The sequence below is a fragment of the Pandoraea nosoerga genome (assembly GCF_902459585.1).
Taxonomy (GTDB): domain Bacteria; phylum Pseudomonadota; class Gammaproteobacteria; order Burkholderiales; family Burkholderiaceae; genus Pandoraea; species Pandoraea nosoerga.
This window is the reverse complement of record NZ_CABPSC010000002.1, coordinates 450,406-467,965: the sequence shown is the minus strand read 5'-3', so window position 1 is coordinate 467,965 and position 17,560 is coordinate 450,406. Positions and strand designations below refer to the sequence as shown.

General features: G+C 67.9%; 15 protein-coding genes. 9 read left to right on the top strand and 6 right to left on the bottom strand.

The features are described from left to right. The 5 genes from PNO31109_RS04905 to PNO31109_RS04885 form a co-directional block, all read right to left on the bottom strand. Positions 1–1,611 (bottom strand): PepSY-associated TM helix domain-containing protein (locus PNO31109_RS04905; RefSeq protein WP_150554509.1); only part of this gene is annotated, 1,611 nt, incomplete at its 3' end. 10 nt (positions 1,612–1,621) lie between these two features. Next, a complete protein-coding gene (locus tag PNO31109_RS04900; RefSeq protein ID WP_150554508.1) occupies positions 1,622–1,876 on the bottom strand; it encodes a hypothetical protein in 255 nt (84 codons plus the stop codon). Further along, positions 1,866–2,144, bottom strand: a complete 279-nt coding sequence (locus PNO31109_RS04895) for a hypothetical protein (protein WP_150554507.1) — start codon at positions 2,142–2,144, stop codon at positions 1,866–1,868. The genes PNO31109_RS04900 and PNO31109_RS04895 overlap by 11 nt, the downstream gene beginning before the upstream one ends. Before the next feature lie 227 nt (positions 2,145–2,371). Then, on the bottom strand, positions 2,372–3,448 hold the full coding sequence (locus PNO31109_RS04890; RefSeq protein WP_174966272.1) for a fatty acid desaturase family protein: 1,077 nt from the start codon (positions 3,446–3,448) through the stop codon (positions 2,372–2,374). Between the two features lie 384 nt (positions 3,449–3,832). Then, the gene (locus PNO31109_RS04885; protein ID WP_150554505.1) at positions 3,833–6,145 is read right to left on the bottom strand and encodes an FdhF/YdeP family oxidoreductase; all 2,313 of its coding nucleotides are present in this window, start codon (positions 6,143–6,145) and stop codon (positions 3,833–3,835) included. A gap of 202 nt (positions 6,146–6,347) precedes the next feature. Between PNO31109_RS04885 and PNO31109_RS04880 the strand changes: the two genes are divergently transcribed. The 9 genes from PNO31109_RS04880 (at position 6,348) to PNO31109_RS04840 (ending at position 15,740) form a co-directional block, all read left to right on the top strand. Beyond that, the gene (locus PNO31109_RS04880) at positions 6,348–7,421 is read left to right on the top strand and encodes a substrate-binding domain-containing protein (RefSeq protein WP_150554504.1); all 1,074 of its coding nucleotides are present in this window, start codon (positions 6,348–6,350) and stop codon (positions 7,419–7,421) included. A gap of 259 nt (positions 7,422–7,680) precedes the next feature. Beyond that, entirely contained in the window at positions 7,681–8,163 is a 483-nt protein-coding gene (locus PNO31109_RS04875) for an NAD(P)H-dependent oxidoreductase subunit E (RefSeq protein WP_150554503.1), read from the top strand. Continuing rightward, a complete protein-coding gene (locus PNO31109_RS04870) occupies positions 8,156–9,796 on the top strand; it encodes a formate dehydrogenase beta subunit (RefSeq protein WP_150554502.1) in 1,641 nt (546 codons plus the stop codon). Before PNO31109_RS04875 ends, PNO31109_RS04870 begins: the two co-directional genes overlap by 8 nt. 29 nt (positions 9,797–9,825) lie before the next feature. Beyond that, positions 9,826–12,711 carry a formate dehydrogenase subunit alpha gene (gene fdhF / locus PNO31109_RS04865; protein WP_150554501.1) on the top strand — a complete coding sequence of 962 codons (2,886 nt, stop codon included), beginning with the start codon at positions 9,826–9,828 and terminating at the stop codon, positions 12,709–12,711. A gap of 24 nt (positions 12,712–12,735) precedes the next feature. Beyond that, entirely contained in the window at positions 12,736–13,692 is a 957-nt protein-coding gene (gene fdhD / locus PNO31109_RS04860; RefSeq protein ID WP_370749784.1) for a formate dehydrogenase accessory sulfurtransferase FdhD, read from the top strand. Positions 13,693–13,768: 76 nt separating this feature from the next. Beyond that, on the top strand, positions 13,769–14,011 hold the full coding sequence (locus tag PNO31109_RS04855; protein WP_150554500.1) for a formate dehydrogenase subunit delta: 243 nt from the start codon (positions 13,769–13,771) through the stop codon (positions 14,009–14,011). Between the two features lie 97 nt (positions 14,012–14,108). Next, positions 14,109–14,354, top strand: coding sequence for a hypothetical protein (locus PNO31109_RS04850; protein WP_150554499.1), 246 nt, complete (start codon positions 14,109–14,111; stop codon positions 14,352–14,354). 183 nt (positions 14,355–14,537) lie between these two features. Then, positions 14,538–14,894 carry a hypothetical protein gene (locus PNO31109_RS04845; protein ID WP_150554498.1) on the top strand — a complete coding sequence of 119 codons (357 nt, stop codon included), beginning with the start codon at positions 14,538–14,540 and terminating at the stop codon, positions 14,892–14,894. Between the two features lie 84 nt (positions 14,895–14,978). After that, positions 14,979–15,740, top strand: coding sequence for a phytanoyl-CoA dioxygenase family protein (locus PNO31109_RS04840; protein ID WP_150554497.1), 762 nt, complete (start codon positions 14,979–14,981; stop codon positions 15,738–15,740). Between the two features lie 75 nt (positions 15,741–15,815). Here PNO31109_RS04840 and gor read toward each other — a convergent pair whose 3' ends face one another. Continuing rightward, positions 15,816–17,177 carry a glutathione-disulfide reductase gene (gene gor / locus PNO31109_RS04835; RefSeq protein ID WP_150554496.1) on the bottom strand — a complete coding sequence of 454 codons (1,362 nt, stop codon included), beginning with the start codon at positions 17,175–17,177 and terminating at the stop codon, positions 15,816–15,818. Positions 17,178–17,560: the final 383 nt, after the last annotated feature.

Sequence of the window (17,560 nt, the reverse complement as noted above, 5' to 3'; positions counted from 1 at the left end):
GGCGCGTGCCGCGGCGCCTGCTTCGCGGCAGGCATCGTCGGCGTCGCCGGTGGCGTGCGCCGCGGCTGCGGAGCGCGCCGCGTCCGGATGTGCCCATACGCTGTTCGGATCGCCCAGGCGCGCGCGTCGCCACGTGGCGCGCGCGAACAACGCGAAGACGGCGGCGCAGGCGATCGCCACGAGATCCACGCCCGCGAGCACCCAGTCGCCGGCCGCCATCGTGCGCAGCAGGTTGTCCGGAGTGAAGAGGGCATCGACGGCGGGGATCGCGAGGCATGCGAGCGCCGTCGAGGCGAGCAGGCCGGTGGCGGCCACGGCGGGTGCGCACAGCGCCGCGAACGCGAGCGAGACGGCGAGCGTGCCGACGAAGACGGAAATCGAGGTCGTGCCCGGCGCGAGCACCGCGCCGACGAAGGCGACGGCGATACCCAGGCAGGTGCCGAGGAATACGCCGGCGGTCGCCTTGGCCATCCAGCGCAGGTTGGCCGGCTGAAGCGCCGCGTTGCGCTTGCGGCGCGACTCGAGCCACAGCAGGTTGCCGCTGTAGACGAGCACGGCGCCCATCAGTCCGAGGACGAAGTACACCCAACGCATGGCGTCGCCCGCGAAGTTGCCGAAGTGCGCGCCGTAAATCATGCTCAGCACGGCGTGGTTCGCATCGCGCACACCGGGGCTGTGCTGGCCGACGACGGCGCCGTCGTTCAGACGCAAGGCCACGGCGGCGAACACGCCGAGGGAATCGCCGGCCTCGCCGTAGACCTCGGCCACGGCATCGGGTTTGCCGTAGCGCGTCCATGCCACGGCCGTCGTTTCCATGTCGGGGGCCGCATGTTCGGCGCGCGCGAGCAGGGTTTTCAGATCGAGCGGGCTGCCTTCGACCGGGGCGACCTTCGCCGGCACCGATCCCGTAATCTGGGGAATCTGCGACATCAACCGGCTCTCGAACGTTACCGCGTTGAACGCCATCATCAACGGCAGGCTCAGGCAGAGCAGCGCGCCCGTGAGCGCGAACACGATATGGAACGGCAGGCTCAACACACCAATGGCGTTGTGCGCGTCCTGCCAGAACCGTTTGAGATTGCGTCCCGGGCGCAGTGCGAAGATGTCCCGCGTGAGGCGCGGCAGATGCACGATCACACCCGAGATCAGCGCCATGCCGTAGAACAGCGACACCACGCCCATCAGATACAGCCCGTAGTCCGGGATCGACAGCGAGTAGTGCAGCGCGTTGATAGTGCCCGACAGGCCGGGACGCGCATTGCCGACCGTGAGCGACGGCGCGTCGGCGCCGGCGCTCGGGTTCAGCCGCGCCTGCATCCACTCGCCGTTGGGCTGCTGCCAGTAGGCGAACGGCGTGGGCGAGTGGTTGGGCAGCACCACGCCCATCTGTTCGCGGGCAGCCGGGTACTGCTCGCGGACGAGTTCGGCGAGCCGCTCGGTCTGGGCAAGCGAGAGCGGCGCGTGACGCGTGGCCGGCTGTTCCCAGCGTTCGATCTCGTGATGGAAGACGGTCAGGGCGCCGCCGAGCATGGCGACGAACAGGGCGAAGCCGGCCACGATGCCGGCCCACGTATGAACGCTCAGGTATTGACGCAGGGTTTGCGCGCGCATCGGACGATCCTTACCAGACGGTGCGCGCTGCCAGGAGCGCGGCCCATGCGACGAGCGTGGTGGCGCCCAGGCCGACCCACGCGCGCATGGCGGTACGGCTCGCGTACACCACGGCGAACAGGCCGAGCCACACGAGCGGGAAGAGGGCGATGACGGGGATGACGGCCGTATGCCAGCCGGCGGGGGTGAGATAGGCCACGGCGCCGCACAGGGCGATCGCGGCGAGAAACCCCAGCACGAGGCCTGCGATGGTCCTACTCCACATGGGCGTCTCCGCGCAGCCAGTGCCATCCGCCAGCGGCGTAAGGCCAGAACAGGAATCCGAAGCACAGCGACGCGATCGCGGCGGCGATGCCGGCCGACGGCCCGGCCGCGAGCCACCAGCACGCCAGGCAGGCGAGGGCCGCGGCGAGCGAGAGGCCCCGCGCCGGTTGCGCGGGCAGGCGTTGCGCACGAAGGCGCTGGTGCTCGGAGGTGAGGTAGCAGGCGCCGCCTGCCAGCCATGCCAGTGCAATGGCCAATGCAATCAACATGCTTGTGAGTCGCTGAAAGTCGGATCCCGCGAATGAGGACGTAAACGTTAACGCTATTGTTAACGCAAACGATTCGCATTTATATCATGATTTGGGAGTTTTCCGAAATACCCGACCGCGAGTCGCCGTGTGAGGCGGCCTGGTTGGGCAGCTCGGAGGCTGCTCCGGGGCGGTCCGGGGCGCTCGGGAGCGCTCGGGGGCAACGGCGCGCAAGGCGCCGTCGGATGTCAATGAACAGAAGTTCCGGCGGGTTGGCCAACGAGCGGACCCGCGCAGGACGGTTCCAGCGTGCCGGGCGGCAAGGGACTGCCGAACTGGCGGAAGATGGCGCGCCAGTAAGGAATCGTCGGGCCGGGGCTGGGCTCGGCCGCGTCGATCGCTGGCAGCCGGTGCCAGGGGGCTGTCGGATAGCGATGATGCACGCGATGCAGGTGCTGGTTGAGCAGCAGCGCGCGTGTGAAGGCCGACGCCCGGAAGTTGCGTGCGCGCGCCGGCTCGTCCATTGCCACGCCGTAGTGCGGCAGATTGTCGGCGATCGACAGCCAGACGCCGCGCGCCGCGAATGCCGCGACGAACACCGGCCACCAGGGACCGTAGGCCCACAGGGCCAGTGAAAGCGCAGTGAGCAGTGCCGCGAATTCGCGCCGGATGCGCCGGCGGCGTACCGGGTCCGACGCAAACATCACCGCGCGGCGACGCACGTCCTCATCCTGCGCATCGCTGCCGAGCGCCTTCAGTGCCAGCGACGGCAAGCGGCGCGCCGGCACCCAGGCGACGAGCGGCGCGAAGCACTCCGCCAGCCACATGCCGCCGAGCAGTCGCGACTGATAGCCGAGCCATGCGCGCACGCGTGCCGCCGTCGAGGCATGGTCGGGCAGCGTCGAGATATCGGGGCGGTCATACGGCTGGCGGGTGAAACGGTGATGCACCAGATGACCGAAGCGCATGATTTCGTAGGGCAGCCCGAGCAGCAGTGCGAGCATGCGCCCGGTCCGCTCGTTGGCGCGCGCCTTCAGGCGTAACTGGCCATGGATCGATTCGTGGACGAGGCCCCAGTGCATTGGCGTGAGCAGCAGTATGGGCAGCAGCGTCCAGGCGGCGGCATCGCCCCAATGACGCAGCGCCCAGCCGAGCCCGAACCATTGCCAGAGGCCGGCCAGCGCCGTGAGAGCGATCAGCCACGGGTTCCAGCGCGACGGGCGGCTGTGGCGCCACCAAGCGGGTGCAAGCGAGGCGGAGGCGTCGGCGCGATCTCCGCCTCGCGGATCGCGCGGTGCCTGCGGGCCGTTCGACGCTGGCGGCATGGCGCCGGACGGCGTCCGGGGTGGATGGTGCGGTGGATGCAGTGGATGTGGGCTGAGGGAAACCGCGTCTGACGTGGCGGAATCGATCTGTGTCGGACGCGCGACGACATTCTCCATGGGGGCTCCGGGCGGGATAGCCGCGACTCGCCGCCTTCCTGCACCGTGCAGGAAGGGGCCGTCACGGCAGCAACGGCAGTGTATGTCGCGAGCCGGGATGGAATTATGTCAATCTCGTTGCAGCGCCTTACCGTTCATGGCGGCCTTCGGCCCGCGCTTGCAGCAGGTGGGTGAGATTTGTGGGGCGAGATCTGTGGGGGCGAGATCTGTGGCGCCTGATCGGCGCTGCTGTCTGGCGCCGCCGCGGTGCGCGATCCGGCGTGCTGCTCAGCCACCACGCCGCTCCAGCAGCACCGGCACCGACTTGGACGTCGGCGTGCCGGCGCCGTCGGCTGTCGCGTCGAGCGGCACCAGGCCGTTCGTCTCCGGGTAATACGCGGCGACGCTGCCGCGCGGGATGTCGTATGCCACGAGCAGGAAGTCCTCGGCTCGCCGCTCGACGCCGTCGTCCCACACGCCCACGAGATCGATTCGCTCGCCGGCGCGCAGCCCGCGCGCATCGAGGTCCTCGGGGTTGGCGAAGACGACGCGGCGCTGCCCGAAGACGCCGCGGTACCGGTCGTTGAGCCCGTAGATCGTCGTGTTGTACTGATCGTGCGAGCGAATGGTGGCCAACTGCAACACGTCGGCGCCGCGCGCGCCGGCGTGCCGACGCGCCACATCGATGGGCAACTCCCGGGGCAGGGCGTGCGTGGTGAAATTGGCGCGTCCGTTGGGAGTGAGCCAGCGGCGTTGCGACGGCGGCACGTCGAGACGGAAGCCGCCGGGGCGCCGCACGCGGCGGTTGAAGTCCGCGAAGTCCTCGAACGTGGCGGCAATGCCGTCGCGAATGCGATCGTAGTCCTCGACGAACCAATGCCAGTCGTCGCGCCCCGCCGGACCGCGGCCCAGCGTGGCCTGTGCCATGCCTGCCACGATCGCGGGCTCCGAGCGCAGATGTTCGGATGCGGGCGCATTGATGCCGTATGACAGATGCACCATGCTCATCGAGTCCTCCACCGTCACGCCTTGCACCGCGCCGCCCTGCATGTCGATCTCGGTGCGCCCGAGGCACGGCAGGATCAGCGCGTCGCGCCCGTGCACGAGGTGGCTGCGGTTGAGCTTCGTCGCCACATGCACGCTCAGGTCGCAGCGGCGCAGGCCTTCCCAGGCGCGCGGCGTGTCCGGCGTGGCCATCGCGAAATTCCCTCCCATGCCGATGAAGACCTTGATGCGGCCCTCGAGCATGGCGGCGATCGTGTCGACCACGCCCAGCCCCGGCCGGCGCGGCGGGTCGAAATCGAACGCCTTGCCGAGCCGCTCGAGAAACGCGGCCGACGGTTTCTCGTTGATGCCGACCGTGCGATCGCCCTGGACGTTGCTGTGGCCGCGCACCGGACACAGTCCGGCGCCCGGCCGGCCGATGTTGCCGCGCAGCAGCATCAGATTGACGATCATCTGGATGGTCTCCACCGCGTGCTTGTGCTGCGTAATGCCCATTCCCCACGTCGCGATCACGCGCTCGCCGCGCAGGTAGACGTCGGCGATCCGACGCATTTGCGCCTGCGACACGCCTGCGGCGCGCTCCAGATCGTCCCAGCGCTCGGCACGCACGTCGGCCGCGAACGTCTCGAATCCGCGGGTGTGCTCGGCGATGAAGGCGTCGTCGAGCAGCGCGGGCAGACTGTCGGCGCGCGCCTGCGCATCGCGCTCGAGTATGTGCTTGATCATGCCTTTTACGAAGGCGAAGTCGCCGCCGCTCGCCGGCGTCACGTAGTGGCCACTGATGGACGTGCCGCCAAGGCTCAGCATCTCGGCCGGGCTCTGCGGATCGGCGAAGCGCTCCAGGCCGCGCTCGTGCAGCAGGTTGATCGAAACGATGGTGGCGCCGCGCCGCGCGGCTTCGCGCAACTCGCCAAGCATGCGCGGATGATTGGTGCCGGGGTTCTGGCCGAACAGCAGCAGCGTGTCGGCCTGCTCGAAGTCTTCGAGCGTCACGGTGCCTTTGCCGAGTCCCACGACCGGCGGCAAGCCGACGCTCGTCGGCTCATGGCACATGTTCGAGCAGTCGGGGAAGTTGTTCGTACCGTAGTGGCGCACGAAGAGCTGATAGAGGAACGCGGCCTCATTGCTTGTTCGCCCCGAGGTGTAGAACGCGGCCTGATCCGGGTCGGGCAGTGCGCGCAGATGCCGGCCGATCATCGCGAAAGCATCGTCCCACGCGATAGGCACGTAGTGGTCCGTGGCGGCGTCGTAGCGCAGCGGGTGCGTAAGACGCCCGTAGCCTTCGAGTGTGTAGTCGTCGCAGTCGAGCAGTTCGGTCACGCTGTGCGCGGCAAAGAACGCCGGTGTGACGCGCCGCTTCGTGGCCTCGGCGGCGACCGCCTTGGCGCCGTTCTCGCAGAACTCGAACGTGGAGGCGTGTTCGCGGTCGGGCCAGGCACAGCCGGGGCAGTCGAAGCCGCTGCGCTGGTTGGCGCTGAGCAATGTGCGGGCGCCTTTGAGCGGAATGCCTTGCGCGACGAGTTGGATGGCGACGTTTTTGAGCGCGCCCCAGCCGCCGGCAGGGCGGTCGTATGGCGCAATCTTGGGGGCTGACATGAGACGGGTTCGAACGGAAATGACGGCAGCGAAGCACACCGATTGACATCTAATAGGCAAATAAATGCATAATTCGATAGTGTTGCACGGTATGTTCGCCAGGATGCTGATGCAAGCAAGCTTGTTGAATCAGGGTTTTTGGCATCTTATCAGGATTTTGCATAAATCTATTTATGCAATTAATAACATATAAGGTGAGCCCATGAAGCGAATCTCCATCGCTCCGCAATTGCGTTTGCGACACGACGGCAACGACCTGCCGCTCGACAAGGTGCTGTCGCTGCTCTCGCAGGTGCAGCTGCACGGCAACCTGCAGGCGGCGAGCCAGGCGCTGGGCCAGTCGTACCGAGGGGCCTGGGGCCACGTGAAGGAGATCGAGACGCTCATGGGGGCGCCGCTGCTCACGATGGCGCGCGGGCGCGGGGCCGTGCTCACGCCGCTCGCGCAGCGCCTGCTGTGGGGACAGAAGCGTTTGCAGGCGCGGCTCGGGCCGCTTCTGGAGACCATGGCGTCCGAGTTGCAGAGCGAACTCGACGACCTTCTCCTGCAGAATGCCGACCAGTTGCGGCTCTTCGCCAGTCACGGACTCGCCGTGGCAGCGCTCGTCGAGTTCGCGGGCCGCGCGGGACTGCCCATCGACGTCAGCTATCGCGGCAGCATGGAGGCGATTGCCGCGCTCGCGAAGCACGAATGCGAAGTGGCGAGTTTCCATGTCCCCATCGGCGCGCTCGCGGAGCCGGTGCTCGACCAGTACATGCCGCTGCTCAAAGGCAAGGCGTATCGCGTCGCCGACGTGGCCTCGCGCCGGCTCGGCCTGATCGTCGCGCGCGGCAACCCGTTGGGCATTCGCACGCTGGCCGATCTGCCGCGCACCGGCGCGCGGTTTGCCAACCGGGAGCGCGGCTCGGGCACACGCATCATCTTCGATCTGCTGCTCGCGCGCGACGGCATCGACCCGGCGGCCGTCGCGGGGGCGGAGAACATCGAATTCACCCATGCCGCCGTCGCCGCTTATATCGCGAGCGGGCGCGCCGACGCCGGGCTCGCCATCGAAGCGGCAGCAAGCCAGTTCGGCCTCGACTTCATTCCCATCCTCACCGAGCGCTATTGCCTCATGTTCCCGGAGAGCGCCGCAGAGTCCGCGCACGTGCGGGGATTGCTGGAGATTCTGCAAAGCGCGCAATACCGCCAGGCCGTTCACGCGATTCCCGGCTACAGCGAAGCGGAAACCGGAACCGTGACGTCGTTGTCGGAGGCGTTCCCCTCGTTGGGTTGACATTTTTCATATGCTTTTTATTGCATATTTTACGCACAACGACAGGCTGGGCGGACGGCCCGGTCGGCGCCGCTCGCGGCCCGCCGGCATGCTGCCGCGCAGCAAATCGGGGAGATGAGATGCCATCGGTGTTTCCACGAGGCTTGTTGAGCCGCGCCGTTTGGACTAATGTCCTAAGTGCCGAGCCCCCAGAAACGTGTCGTCATCATATGCAATGTAGAACATATGAGCCGCCGTTCGCCCCCAGGAGACGTTCGAGATGGTGTCTACCCCTCATGCGACGCTCGCGCCGCTGCTGGCTCGCCACGCTGGCCGCGCTCACGAGTTGTTGCCGCTGCTGCATGCCCTGCAGGACAGCGAAGGCTATGTCGACCCGGCCCATGTGCCGGCCATCGCCGCCGCGCTGAATCTCTCTCGCGCCGAAGTCCACGGCGTGATCACGTTCTATCACCACTTTCGCACCGCGCCGCCGCCGGCGACCGTCGTGCAGGTGTGCCGCGCGGAAGCGTGTCGCAGCCGCGATGGCGAAGCGCTCGTCGCACACGTCGAGGCCTGCACGGGCGCGCGCGTCGATGGCGCGCCCCGGGGCGGCGTGGGTGTCGAATCCGTGTACTGCCTCGGGCAGTGCGCGCTCTCGCCCGCGGTGACCATCAACGGCGAGCTGCACGCCCGTGTGAGCCCCGAGCGCTTCGACGCCTTGCTGGCCGAGGCCGTCCATCAGTCGGAGGGCGCCCATGTCTGAGGCCGGCGCACGCACGACGTACCGCATCTACATTCCGCGCGATTCGGCCGCGCTCGCGGTGGGCGCCGATCGGCTGGCGGCGGCTGTCGCCAGGGAAGCGGCCCGGCGCGGCGTCGCGGTCGATATCGTGCGCAACGGCTCGCGCGGCCTGTTCTGGCTCGAGCCGCTAGTCGAAGTCGAGACGCCGGCAGGGCGCATCGGCTACAGCAACGTGCAGGCCGCTCAGGTGAGCGCGTTGTTCGACGGCGGATGGCCGGCGCGCGCCGTGCAAGAGGCCGCGCAAGTCCCGTCCGGACAGACGCCCGACGGCAGTTGGGGCGCCGCTTTGCCGGCGTGCGTGGGCGTGGTCGATGCGATTCCCTATCTTGCGCGTCAGCAGCGTCTGACGTTCGCGCGCGTTGGCGTGACGAATCCGCTCGATCCGGCCGATTACGAGGCGCACGGCGGCCTCGCGGGCCTGCGAGCCTGCCTGGCGCTCGACGCGCAGGCCGCGTGCCAGATGGTGCTCGACTCGGGCCTGCGCGGGCGCGGCGGCGCGGCGTTTCCCGCGGGCATCAAATGGCGCACGGTGAGCCGCGCACAGGCGCCGCGCAAGTATGTCGTCTGCAATGCGGACGAGGGTGACTCTGGCACGTTCGCCGATCGCCTGATCATGGAGAGCGATCCGTTCGTGCTGATCGAGGGGATGATCATCGCGGCGCTTTCCGTCGGGGCGAGCGAGGGCATCATCTACGTGCGCAGCGAATACCCGCACGCCATCGCCGCGCTCGAGGCCGCCATCGCCATCGCGCGCCGCGAAGGCTGGCTCGGCGATGACGTGCTCGGGTCGGGCCGACCGTGTGAGATGCGCGTGGCGAAAGCGGCCGGCGCCTATATCTGCGGCGAAGAGACAGCGCTGCTCGAGAGCCTCGAGGGCAAGCGCGGCGTGGTGCGCGCGAAGCCGCCGATTCCCGCGCTGCGCGGCCTGTTCGGTGCGCCGACGCTCATCAATAACGTCATCACGCTCGCCAGCGTGCCATTCATCTTCGCGCATGGCGCACAGGCCTATCGCGAATACGGCGTGGGTCGCTCGCAGGGCACCCTGGCGGTGCAGCTCGCGGGCAACGTCCGCCGCGGCGGACTGGTGGAGCTGGCGTTCGGCGTGACGCTCAATACCTTGCTCGACGAGTTCGGCGGCGGCACGGCGAGCGGTCGTCCGGCCAAGGCCATTCAGGTCGGCGGCCCGCTGGGCGCCTACTTGCCGCCAGCGCAATGGGATGTCCCGCTCGACTACGAGGCGTATGCCGCGCTCGGCGCGGTAGTGGGCCACGGCGGCGTGGTGGTGCATGACGACACGGCGGACATGGCGGGGCTCGCGAGCTACGCGATGGCGTTCTGTGCGCTCGAGTCGTGCGGCAAGTGCACACCGTGCCGTATCGGCTCGACGCGCGGTGTCGAGGTGATCGAACGGATCCGCCGCGGCGACACTTCCGCGCGGCAGGTGAAGCTGCTGCACGACCTGTGCGACACGATGGTCTCGGGATCGCTGTGCGCCATGGGCGGCATGACGCCGTTCCCGGTGCGCTCGGCGCTCGAACATTTCCCGGCGGACTTCGGTCTGCCCGATGGCGCCGGATGCGCCGAAGCCGCCTGACGCATCGGCGCGGGCAGGGAGGACGACACATGATTCATCCGAACGCATACGTCAGGCCGGGCCACGACCGGGACATGGGGACGCCGCTGCGTCAGAGCGAGACGAGCGTCACGCTCGAGATCGATGGTCAGGCGGTGACCGTGCCGGCCGGCACGTCGATCATGCGCGCCGCGGCGGGCAGCGACGTCAACATCCCCAAACTCTGCGCAACGGATTCACTGGAGCCGTTCGGCTCCTGCCGGCTGTGTCTGGTCGAGATCGAGGGACGCCGCGGTTATCCCGCGTCGTGCACCACACCGGTGGAGCCGGGCATGAAGGTGCGCACGCAATCGCCCAAGCTACAGGCGCTGCGCCGCAACGTGATGGAGCTCTACATCTCCGATCACCCGCTCGACTGTCTGACGTGCGCGGCCAACGGCGACTGCGAGCTGCAGGACATGGCCGGCGTGACGGGGCTGCGCGAGGTGCGCTACGGCTTCGACGGCGAGAACCATCTGCACAGCGCGAAAGACGAGTCAAACCCGTATTTCACTTATGATCCGTCGAAGTGCATCGTGTGCAACCGCTGCGTGCGCGCCTGCGAGGAGACGCAGGGCACCTTCGCGCTCACGATCTCGGGGCGTGGCTTCGAGGCGCGCGTCTCGGCCGGTCAGGACCAGCCGTTCATGGACTCCGAGTGCGTCTCGTGCGGTGCGTGCGTGGCCGCGTGCCCGACCGCGACGCTGCAGGAGAAGACCGTCATCGAGATGGGCCAGCCAGAGCACGCCGTCGTGACGACGTGCGCTTACTGCGGCGTGGGCTGCGCCTTCAAGGCCGAAATGAAGGGGGGCGAGGTCGTGCGCATGACGCCGTACAAGGACGGCCGCGCCAACGAGGGCCACGCCTGCGTGAAGGGCCGCTTCGCGTGGGGGTACGCCACGCACAAGGAGCGCATCACCAAGCCGATGATCCGCCGCCGGATCACCGACCCGTGGCGCGAAGTGTCGTGGGACGAGGCACTCGACTACGCCGCCTCGGAATTTCGCCGTATTCAGGCGAAGTACGGGCGCGACGCCATTGGCGGCATCACGTCTTCGCGCTGCACGAACGAGGAGACGTATCTGGTGCAGAAACTCGTGCGCGCGGCGTTCGGCAACAACAACGTCGACACCTGCGCGCGCGTGTGTCATTCGCCGACGGGCTACGGGCTCAAGCAGACGCTCGGTGAGTCGGCCGGCACGCAGACGTTCAAATCGATCGAGCATTCGGACGTGATTCTTGTGATGGGGGCGAACCCGACCGACGGCCATCCCGTGTTCGCCTCGCGGCTCAAGCGCCGCGTGCGCGAGGGCGCGAAGCTCATCGTGATCGATCCGCGGCGCATCGACATCGTCGACGGCCCGCACATCCTGGCGGCGTTCCATCTGCCGTTGCGCCCGGGTACCAACGTGGCGATGATCAACGCCCTTGCGCACGTGATCGTCACCGAGGGACTGCTCGATGAGGCGTTCATCGCCGAGCGCTGCGAAGACCGTGCGTTCGCGCAGTGGCGCGAATTCGTGGCACAGCCCGAGAACTCGCCCGAAGCCGTCGCCGTCGTGACAGGCGTGGACGCCGAGCAGATCCGCGGCGCGGCGCGCCTGTACGCGACAGGCGGCAATGCGGCGATTTACTACGGCCTGGGCGTGACCGAGCATGCACAGGGCTCGACCACGGTCATGGGCATTGCCAACCTGGCGATGGCGACAGGCAACGTGGGGCGCGAGGGCGTCGGCGTCAATCCGCTGCGCGGGCAGAACAACGTGCAGGGCTCGTGCGACATGGGGTCGTTCCCGCACGAGCTGCCGGGGTATCGGCATGTTGCGGACTCGCTGGTGCGCGGGGAATTCGAAGCGGCCTGGGGCGTGACGCTGCAGGCCGAGCCGGGGCTGCGCATTCCGAACATGTTCGACGCGGCGATCCACGGCAGCTTCAAGGGGCTGTACTGCCAGGGCGAGGACATCGTCCAGTCCGACCCCAATACGCAGCATGTGGCCGCGGCGATGCAGGCCATGGAGTGCATCGTGGTGCAGGACATCTTCCTGAACGAGACGGCCAAGTACGCGCATGTGCTGCTGCCTGGCACGACGTTCCTGGAGAAGGACGGCACGTTTACCAACGCCGAGCGCCGTATCTCGCGCGTGCGCCGCGTGATGGCGCCGGTGCCGGGCATGGCGGACTGGGAAGTGACGATCGCGCTGGCCAAGCGACTCGGCTACGACATGCCGTACTCGCATCCGTCGGAGATCATGGACGAGATCGCGCGGCTTACGCCGACATTCCGGGGCGTGAGCTACGAGAAGCTCGACCGCCTGGGCAGCCTGCAGTGGCCGTGCAACGAGGAGGCGCCCGAGGGCACGCCGATCATGCACGTGGATGGTTTCGTGCGCGGCAAGGGGCGTTTCATCATCACGCGCTACGTGCCGACCGACGAAAAGGTCACACCGCGCTACCCGCTGCTGCTCACCACGGGGCGCATCCTCTCGCAATACAATGTGGGGGCGCAGACGCGCCGCACGCACAACGTCCACTGGCACGACGAGGACCGGCTCGAGATCCATCCGCACGACGCTCAGGAGCGCGGCATCAAGGACAACGACTGGGTCGGCATTCGCAGCCGCGCGGGCGAGACGGTGTTGCGCGCATCGATCAGCGAGCGCATGCAGCCCGGCGTGGTGTATACGACGTTCCACTTTCCCGAGTCGGGAGCGAACGTCATCACGACCGACAACTCGGACTGGGCGACCAACTGTCCCGAGTACAAGGTCACGGCGGTGCAGGTGCTGCCCGTGGTGCAGCCGTCCGCGTGGCAGGCGAAATATTCGACGTTCAACCGCAAGCAGCTCGAGTTGCTCGATGCGGCCCGCAACCCCTCCGAGCCGGTTCCGGCGAAGTAGGGCGGCGCTTTCCGGAGTCCGTGTTTGACGATGTCCAACCCCTTGCGCGACCGGGCCGCCGGTCGCGACACTTTTCTCGATGGCGAGCCGCACGGCAATGGGCTCGCGGGGACCATGAGCACCATGAACGCGGTGGGCGCCTCGTGCGACGTGGCGCCTGCCGCGCTCGACCCCGAGCGTTTCACGACGCATGCGTCTTTCGACGTGCGTCGCTTTCGGCACGGCGCCTGGCAACACGCGAGCGACGAGCTCGCGGAGGAAGTCCCGGTGGCGTTGGAATTCAATGGCATCTCGCACGTGGTGATGCTCGCGAGCCCGGCCGACATCGAGGACTTCGCCGTCGGCTTTGCGCTGTCCGAAGGGATTCTGAATGATCGCCGCGAATGCTATGGCGTGGACGTCTCGGCAACGACGCAGGGCATCACCGCCCATCTCGAGGTGTCGTCGCGCGCCTTTGCCGGCCTCAAGGAACGCCGCCGCAACCTGACCGGGCGCACCGGCTGCGGCCTGTGCGGCACGGAGAGTCTCGATCAGGTCCTGCGCCCGTTGCCGGCGGCCGGCGAGCCGCTGCGGGTTTCGCACGCGGCGCTGGCCGCCGCACACGCCGGTCTGGCGGCGCATCAGCGGCTCAACGCCGTGACCGGCGCCGTTCATGGCGCGGCGTGGTGCTCGCCGCACGGCGAAATCCTGTGCCTGCGCGAGGACGTGGGGCGCCATAACGCGCTCGACAAGCTCATTGGCGCACTCGCGCGGCAGGATCTACGCTTGGACGCCGGCTTCGTCCTGATGACGAGCCGGGCCAGCGTCGAGATCGTGCAAAAGGCCGCGCAGGTCGGCATTCCGATGGTCGCCGCCGTGTCGGCCGCCACCGCCCTGGCCGTGCGCACGGCGAGCGCTGCCGGCCTCACGCTCGTGGGCTTCGTGCGCGGTGAGCAATGCGTCATCTATACCGGCGGTGCGGCGCTTGAGCGCGGCGGCTGAGTCCGGCTCCCAAGTACCGAGAACACGGATAGCGCTGACAACGCTGGCAGCATAACCCCCAGGAGCGAGATTTCCGATGGACGGCAACAACCTCGTGCGCATGGCCAATCGCATTGCCGACTTCTTCGAGTCCCTGCCGGATCGCGAGGAAGCGGTGGCCGAAGTCGCTGCGCATCTGCGCAAGTTCTGGGACCCGCGCATGCGCGCCCACATTCTGGCGATGGCCGACACCCCCGCCGCCGACGCCATGCACGCGCTCGTGCGCGAGGCGCTGTCCCGCCACCGCGAACGCCTGGCGCCCGCCGGCCCGGTTTCCTGAGCGGCGGCGCCGGCAGCTCACGCCGAGGTACGCTGCTCGCGGTATAGTGTGGGGAACGGTCGCGCACCGGGCGTGACCTTCACCAGCGGAGGACTTGATGAGCGATACCCGCAAGCCCAGCCCACAGCGTCCCCAGCAGGAAGACGAAGTGGAACGCGACCTCGACGAAGGGCTCGAGGAGACGTTTCCGGCAAGCGACCCGGTCTCCATTGGCGTCGACAAACCCAAGCGTGTGCCCGCGTCGCGCACCGCCCAGGGCAAGCGCCTTGACGAGGGGCTCAAGGAGACGTTTCCGGCAAGCGACCCGGTGTCGATCGACACGGGCAAGACGCCGAAGCCCTGACGATGGCGGCACAAAGGCGGCCGATCGGGTGCTATTCCGGACAGATCCGCCGCACAGCCCCGCCGCACGGGGCCGACGGCCGAAAATAAATAGCCGGCCCGGCGCGGGTTTGCCGCCCGGCCGGGCCGAATTCGTGGCAAAATGCCGCGCCTGACTCTCTCAGGCAGGGACTGTAGGAAATCAATGGCGGCAGGTACGGTAAAAAAAGTTCGACGCTACGCGCTGGAGACCATCGACGTGATGGGACAGAGCGGGCTGGGCGTCGTCGAGCGTCCGGATGGGCGATTCGTCATGTATCCGGAGTACTGGACGCAGACGCAGGCGCTCAGCCAGAAGATGCGCACGTTGTACCGCCGCAATTGCCAGCTCGAATACCAGTTGGCGAAACTCACGCGTGAACTGGACCGTCTGCGCAGCGTAGTCGACACGCCGCGTCCTGCCGGCAACCCGCAGGCTACGCTGCCGGGGACGGACGTGCCGCAGCCCGACCCCAAGCCGGCCGCCGAGCTTGCGCCCCGACGACGCAAACGCGCTGCCTGAGTCGGCCGCGTGATCACGCTGTCCACCGTTTCATCGTCGAATCTTTCGCCAACCAGCCATTTCCCGCCTGCTTCGCCGACCGCCATGGCGCTTACCGCATCGCAACTCGACACGTTCCGTAACGACGGTTATCTGATCCTCCCGCGCTATGTCGCGCAGGCCGAGTGCGAGGCCATGCTCGCCGACGCGCGAGCGCAATTGGCAGCGGCGTCGGGGCCGCTCGAATTCGAGGCGGACGTGGGCTATGCCGGCGCGCCGGCCTCGCGCGAGGCCGAAGGCGGACAAACCGTGCGGCGCCTGCTCAAGGCCTACGACCGGGCAGATACATTGCGCCGCTGGGCGACGCGCCCGGACCTCGTCGAGTCGCTGGCGCAGATCTTCGGCGAAAACGTCGTGCTCACGCTGGCGCACCATAACTGCGTGATGACCAAGCATCCGCACTTCGGTACGGCCACTGGCTGGCATCGCGACATCCGCTACTGGTCGTTTCCGCACAATTCGCTCGTCTCGGTGTGGCTCGCGCTTGGGCCGGAAACCCGCGAAAACGGTGCGTTGCGCTTCATCCCGGGCTCGCATCGCGAACAGCTCCAGCCGCACCAGCTCGACGCGCTCGATTTCCTTCGTCCGGACGAACCGGACAATCAGTCGCTCGTCGCTCGCGGCAGGCAGGTCGAGCTCGCTCAGGGAGACGTCGTCCTGTTCCACAGCGGTCTGTTTCACGCGGCCGGCCGCAATGAGGGCGGTGCCACCAAGTTTTCCGTCGTGTTCGCGTATCGCGGCGAGAGCAACCCCCCTGTGCCCGGCACGCGCTCGGCGTCGGCCGGTGAGGTGCCGCTCGGCCGCTGAGGCCAGTTCGGCGGTCCGGTGCTTCGGTGTCCGGTGTCAGGCCCTTTTGAGGACGCGGCGCGGACTCCACCCCTTTCACGCCACGGGCGTGCGCATCGTGACCCACTCCTCGGCGGACGTCGGATGCACGGCAAGCGTGCGATCGAAGTCCGCCTTGGTCGCGCCCATCGACAGCGCGATGCCGAGCAACTGCACCTGCTCGCCGGCGTGGTCGCCAACCATGTGCGCGCCGACGATCTTGTCGGTCGCCCCGTCCACCAGCAACTTCATCAGTGTCCTTTCCTGCCGTCCCGACAAGGTCGCCTTGAGCGGGCGGAAGCTCGCCTTGTACACCTTGAGTTGCGCATATTGCGCCCGCGCTTCGCTCTCCGTGAGACCCACGACGCCGATCTCCGGCGTGCCGAAGACGGCCGTCGGGATCAGCTTGTGATCCACGCGCGTCGGCCGCTCGCCGAACACGGTGTCCGCGAACGCCTGGCCTTCGCGAATCGCCATCGGCGTGAGGTTCACGCGGTCGGTCACGTCGCCCACGGCGAAGATCGACGGTACGTTGGTGCGCGAGAACTCGTCGACCATCACGGCGCCGCGCTCGTTCAGGGCGACGCCGCTCGCGGCCAGCCCGAGCCCCTGCGTGTAGGGCACGCGCCCGGCCGCGCTGAGCAGTACATCCGTCTCGTGCGTGCTACCGTCGCACAGCGTCACGCGCAGCCGGTCCTGCACCTTGTCCGCCCGTGCTACCGTGCGCTCGAGCAGGATCTCGATGCCGCGCGCCTTGTAGTCGGCTTCGAGCGTGGTGCGCACGTCTTCATCGAAGCCGCGCAGCAGGTGCGGGCCGCGATGCACGAGCGTGACCTTCGAGCCCAGTCCCGCGAAGACGGCCGCGAACTCGATCGCGATGTAGCCGCCGCCGATGATCGTGATGCGCTCGGGCAGCGCGGCCAGATGGAAGACTTCGTTCGACGAAATGGCGTGCTCGCGTCCCACGAAATGCGGCTGGTCGGCGGGACGCCCGCCCGTGGCGATCAGGATGTTGCGCGCCGTGATGCGCTCGCCCGTGGCCGGCAGCACGACCGTATGCGGGCCCTCGACGACGGCGCGCGCCTCGATGAGTTGGGCGCCCGCGCGCTCGAGATTGGTGCGATAGATGCCTTCGAGCCGGGCGATTTCGCGATCCTTGTTCGCAATGAGCGTCTTCCAGTCGAAGGCGGGCGAGGGCACTTGCCAGCCAAAGCCGGCGGCATCCTCGAACTCGTCGGCGAACCGGCTCGCGTAGACGAGCAGCTTTTTCGGCACGCAGCCGCGAATGACGCACGTGCCGCCCACGCGATACTCCTCCGCTACCTTTACTCGCGCGCCGTACTGCGCCGCCACGCGCGCCGCGCGCACGCCGCCGGAACCGGCGCCGATCACGAAAAGATCCACATCGAACTGAGGCATTGCTGACTCCTTGTTGTCTGGCGGCCCACCACGCTCGCTCGCACGAGTGCGCGCCTCGACGCGAGTGCGCCGCCATGGCTGACGTTGAGCGATTGTGCCAGAGAGCGGCGTGCCGCGCCGGCTCGGCCGGCCGGTTCGTCGAGGATTCGGACTGCGCCGATCGTCGTTCCCGAAATTCCTTACACGGCATGGGTCGGCGCTGCGACTTTCGTCCGTGATCCGATTCGTCAATCGGGGTTTTCGCACGGGTGTGCGCTTTTGTTGATGCGCATCAATGCCCCGCAGGGAGTGCAGGCAGAGAATCGAAGGCGTCGGTAGTCGATCTGTGTTTCCCGGCGCGCATGGGTGGCACACGAGGCCGTTCAGGGCGTATTGCTGCGACG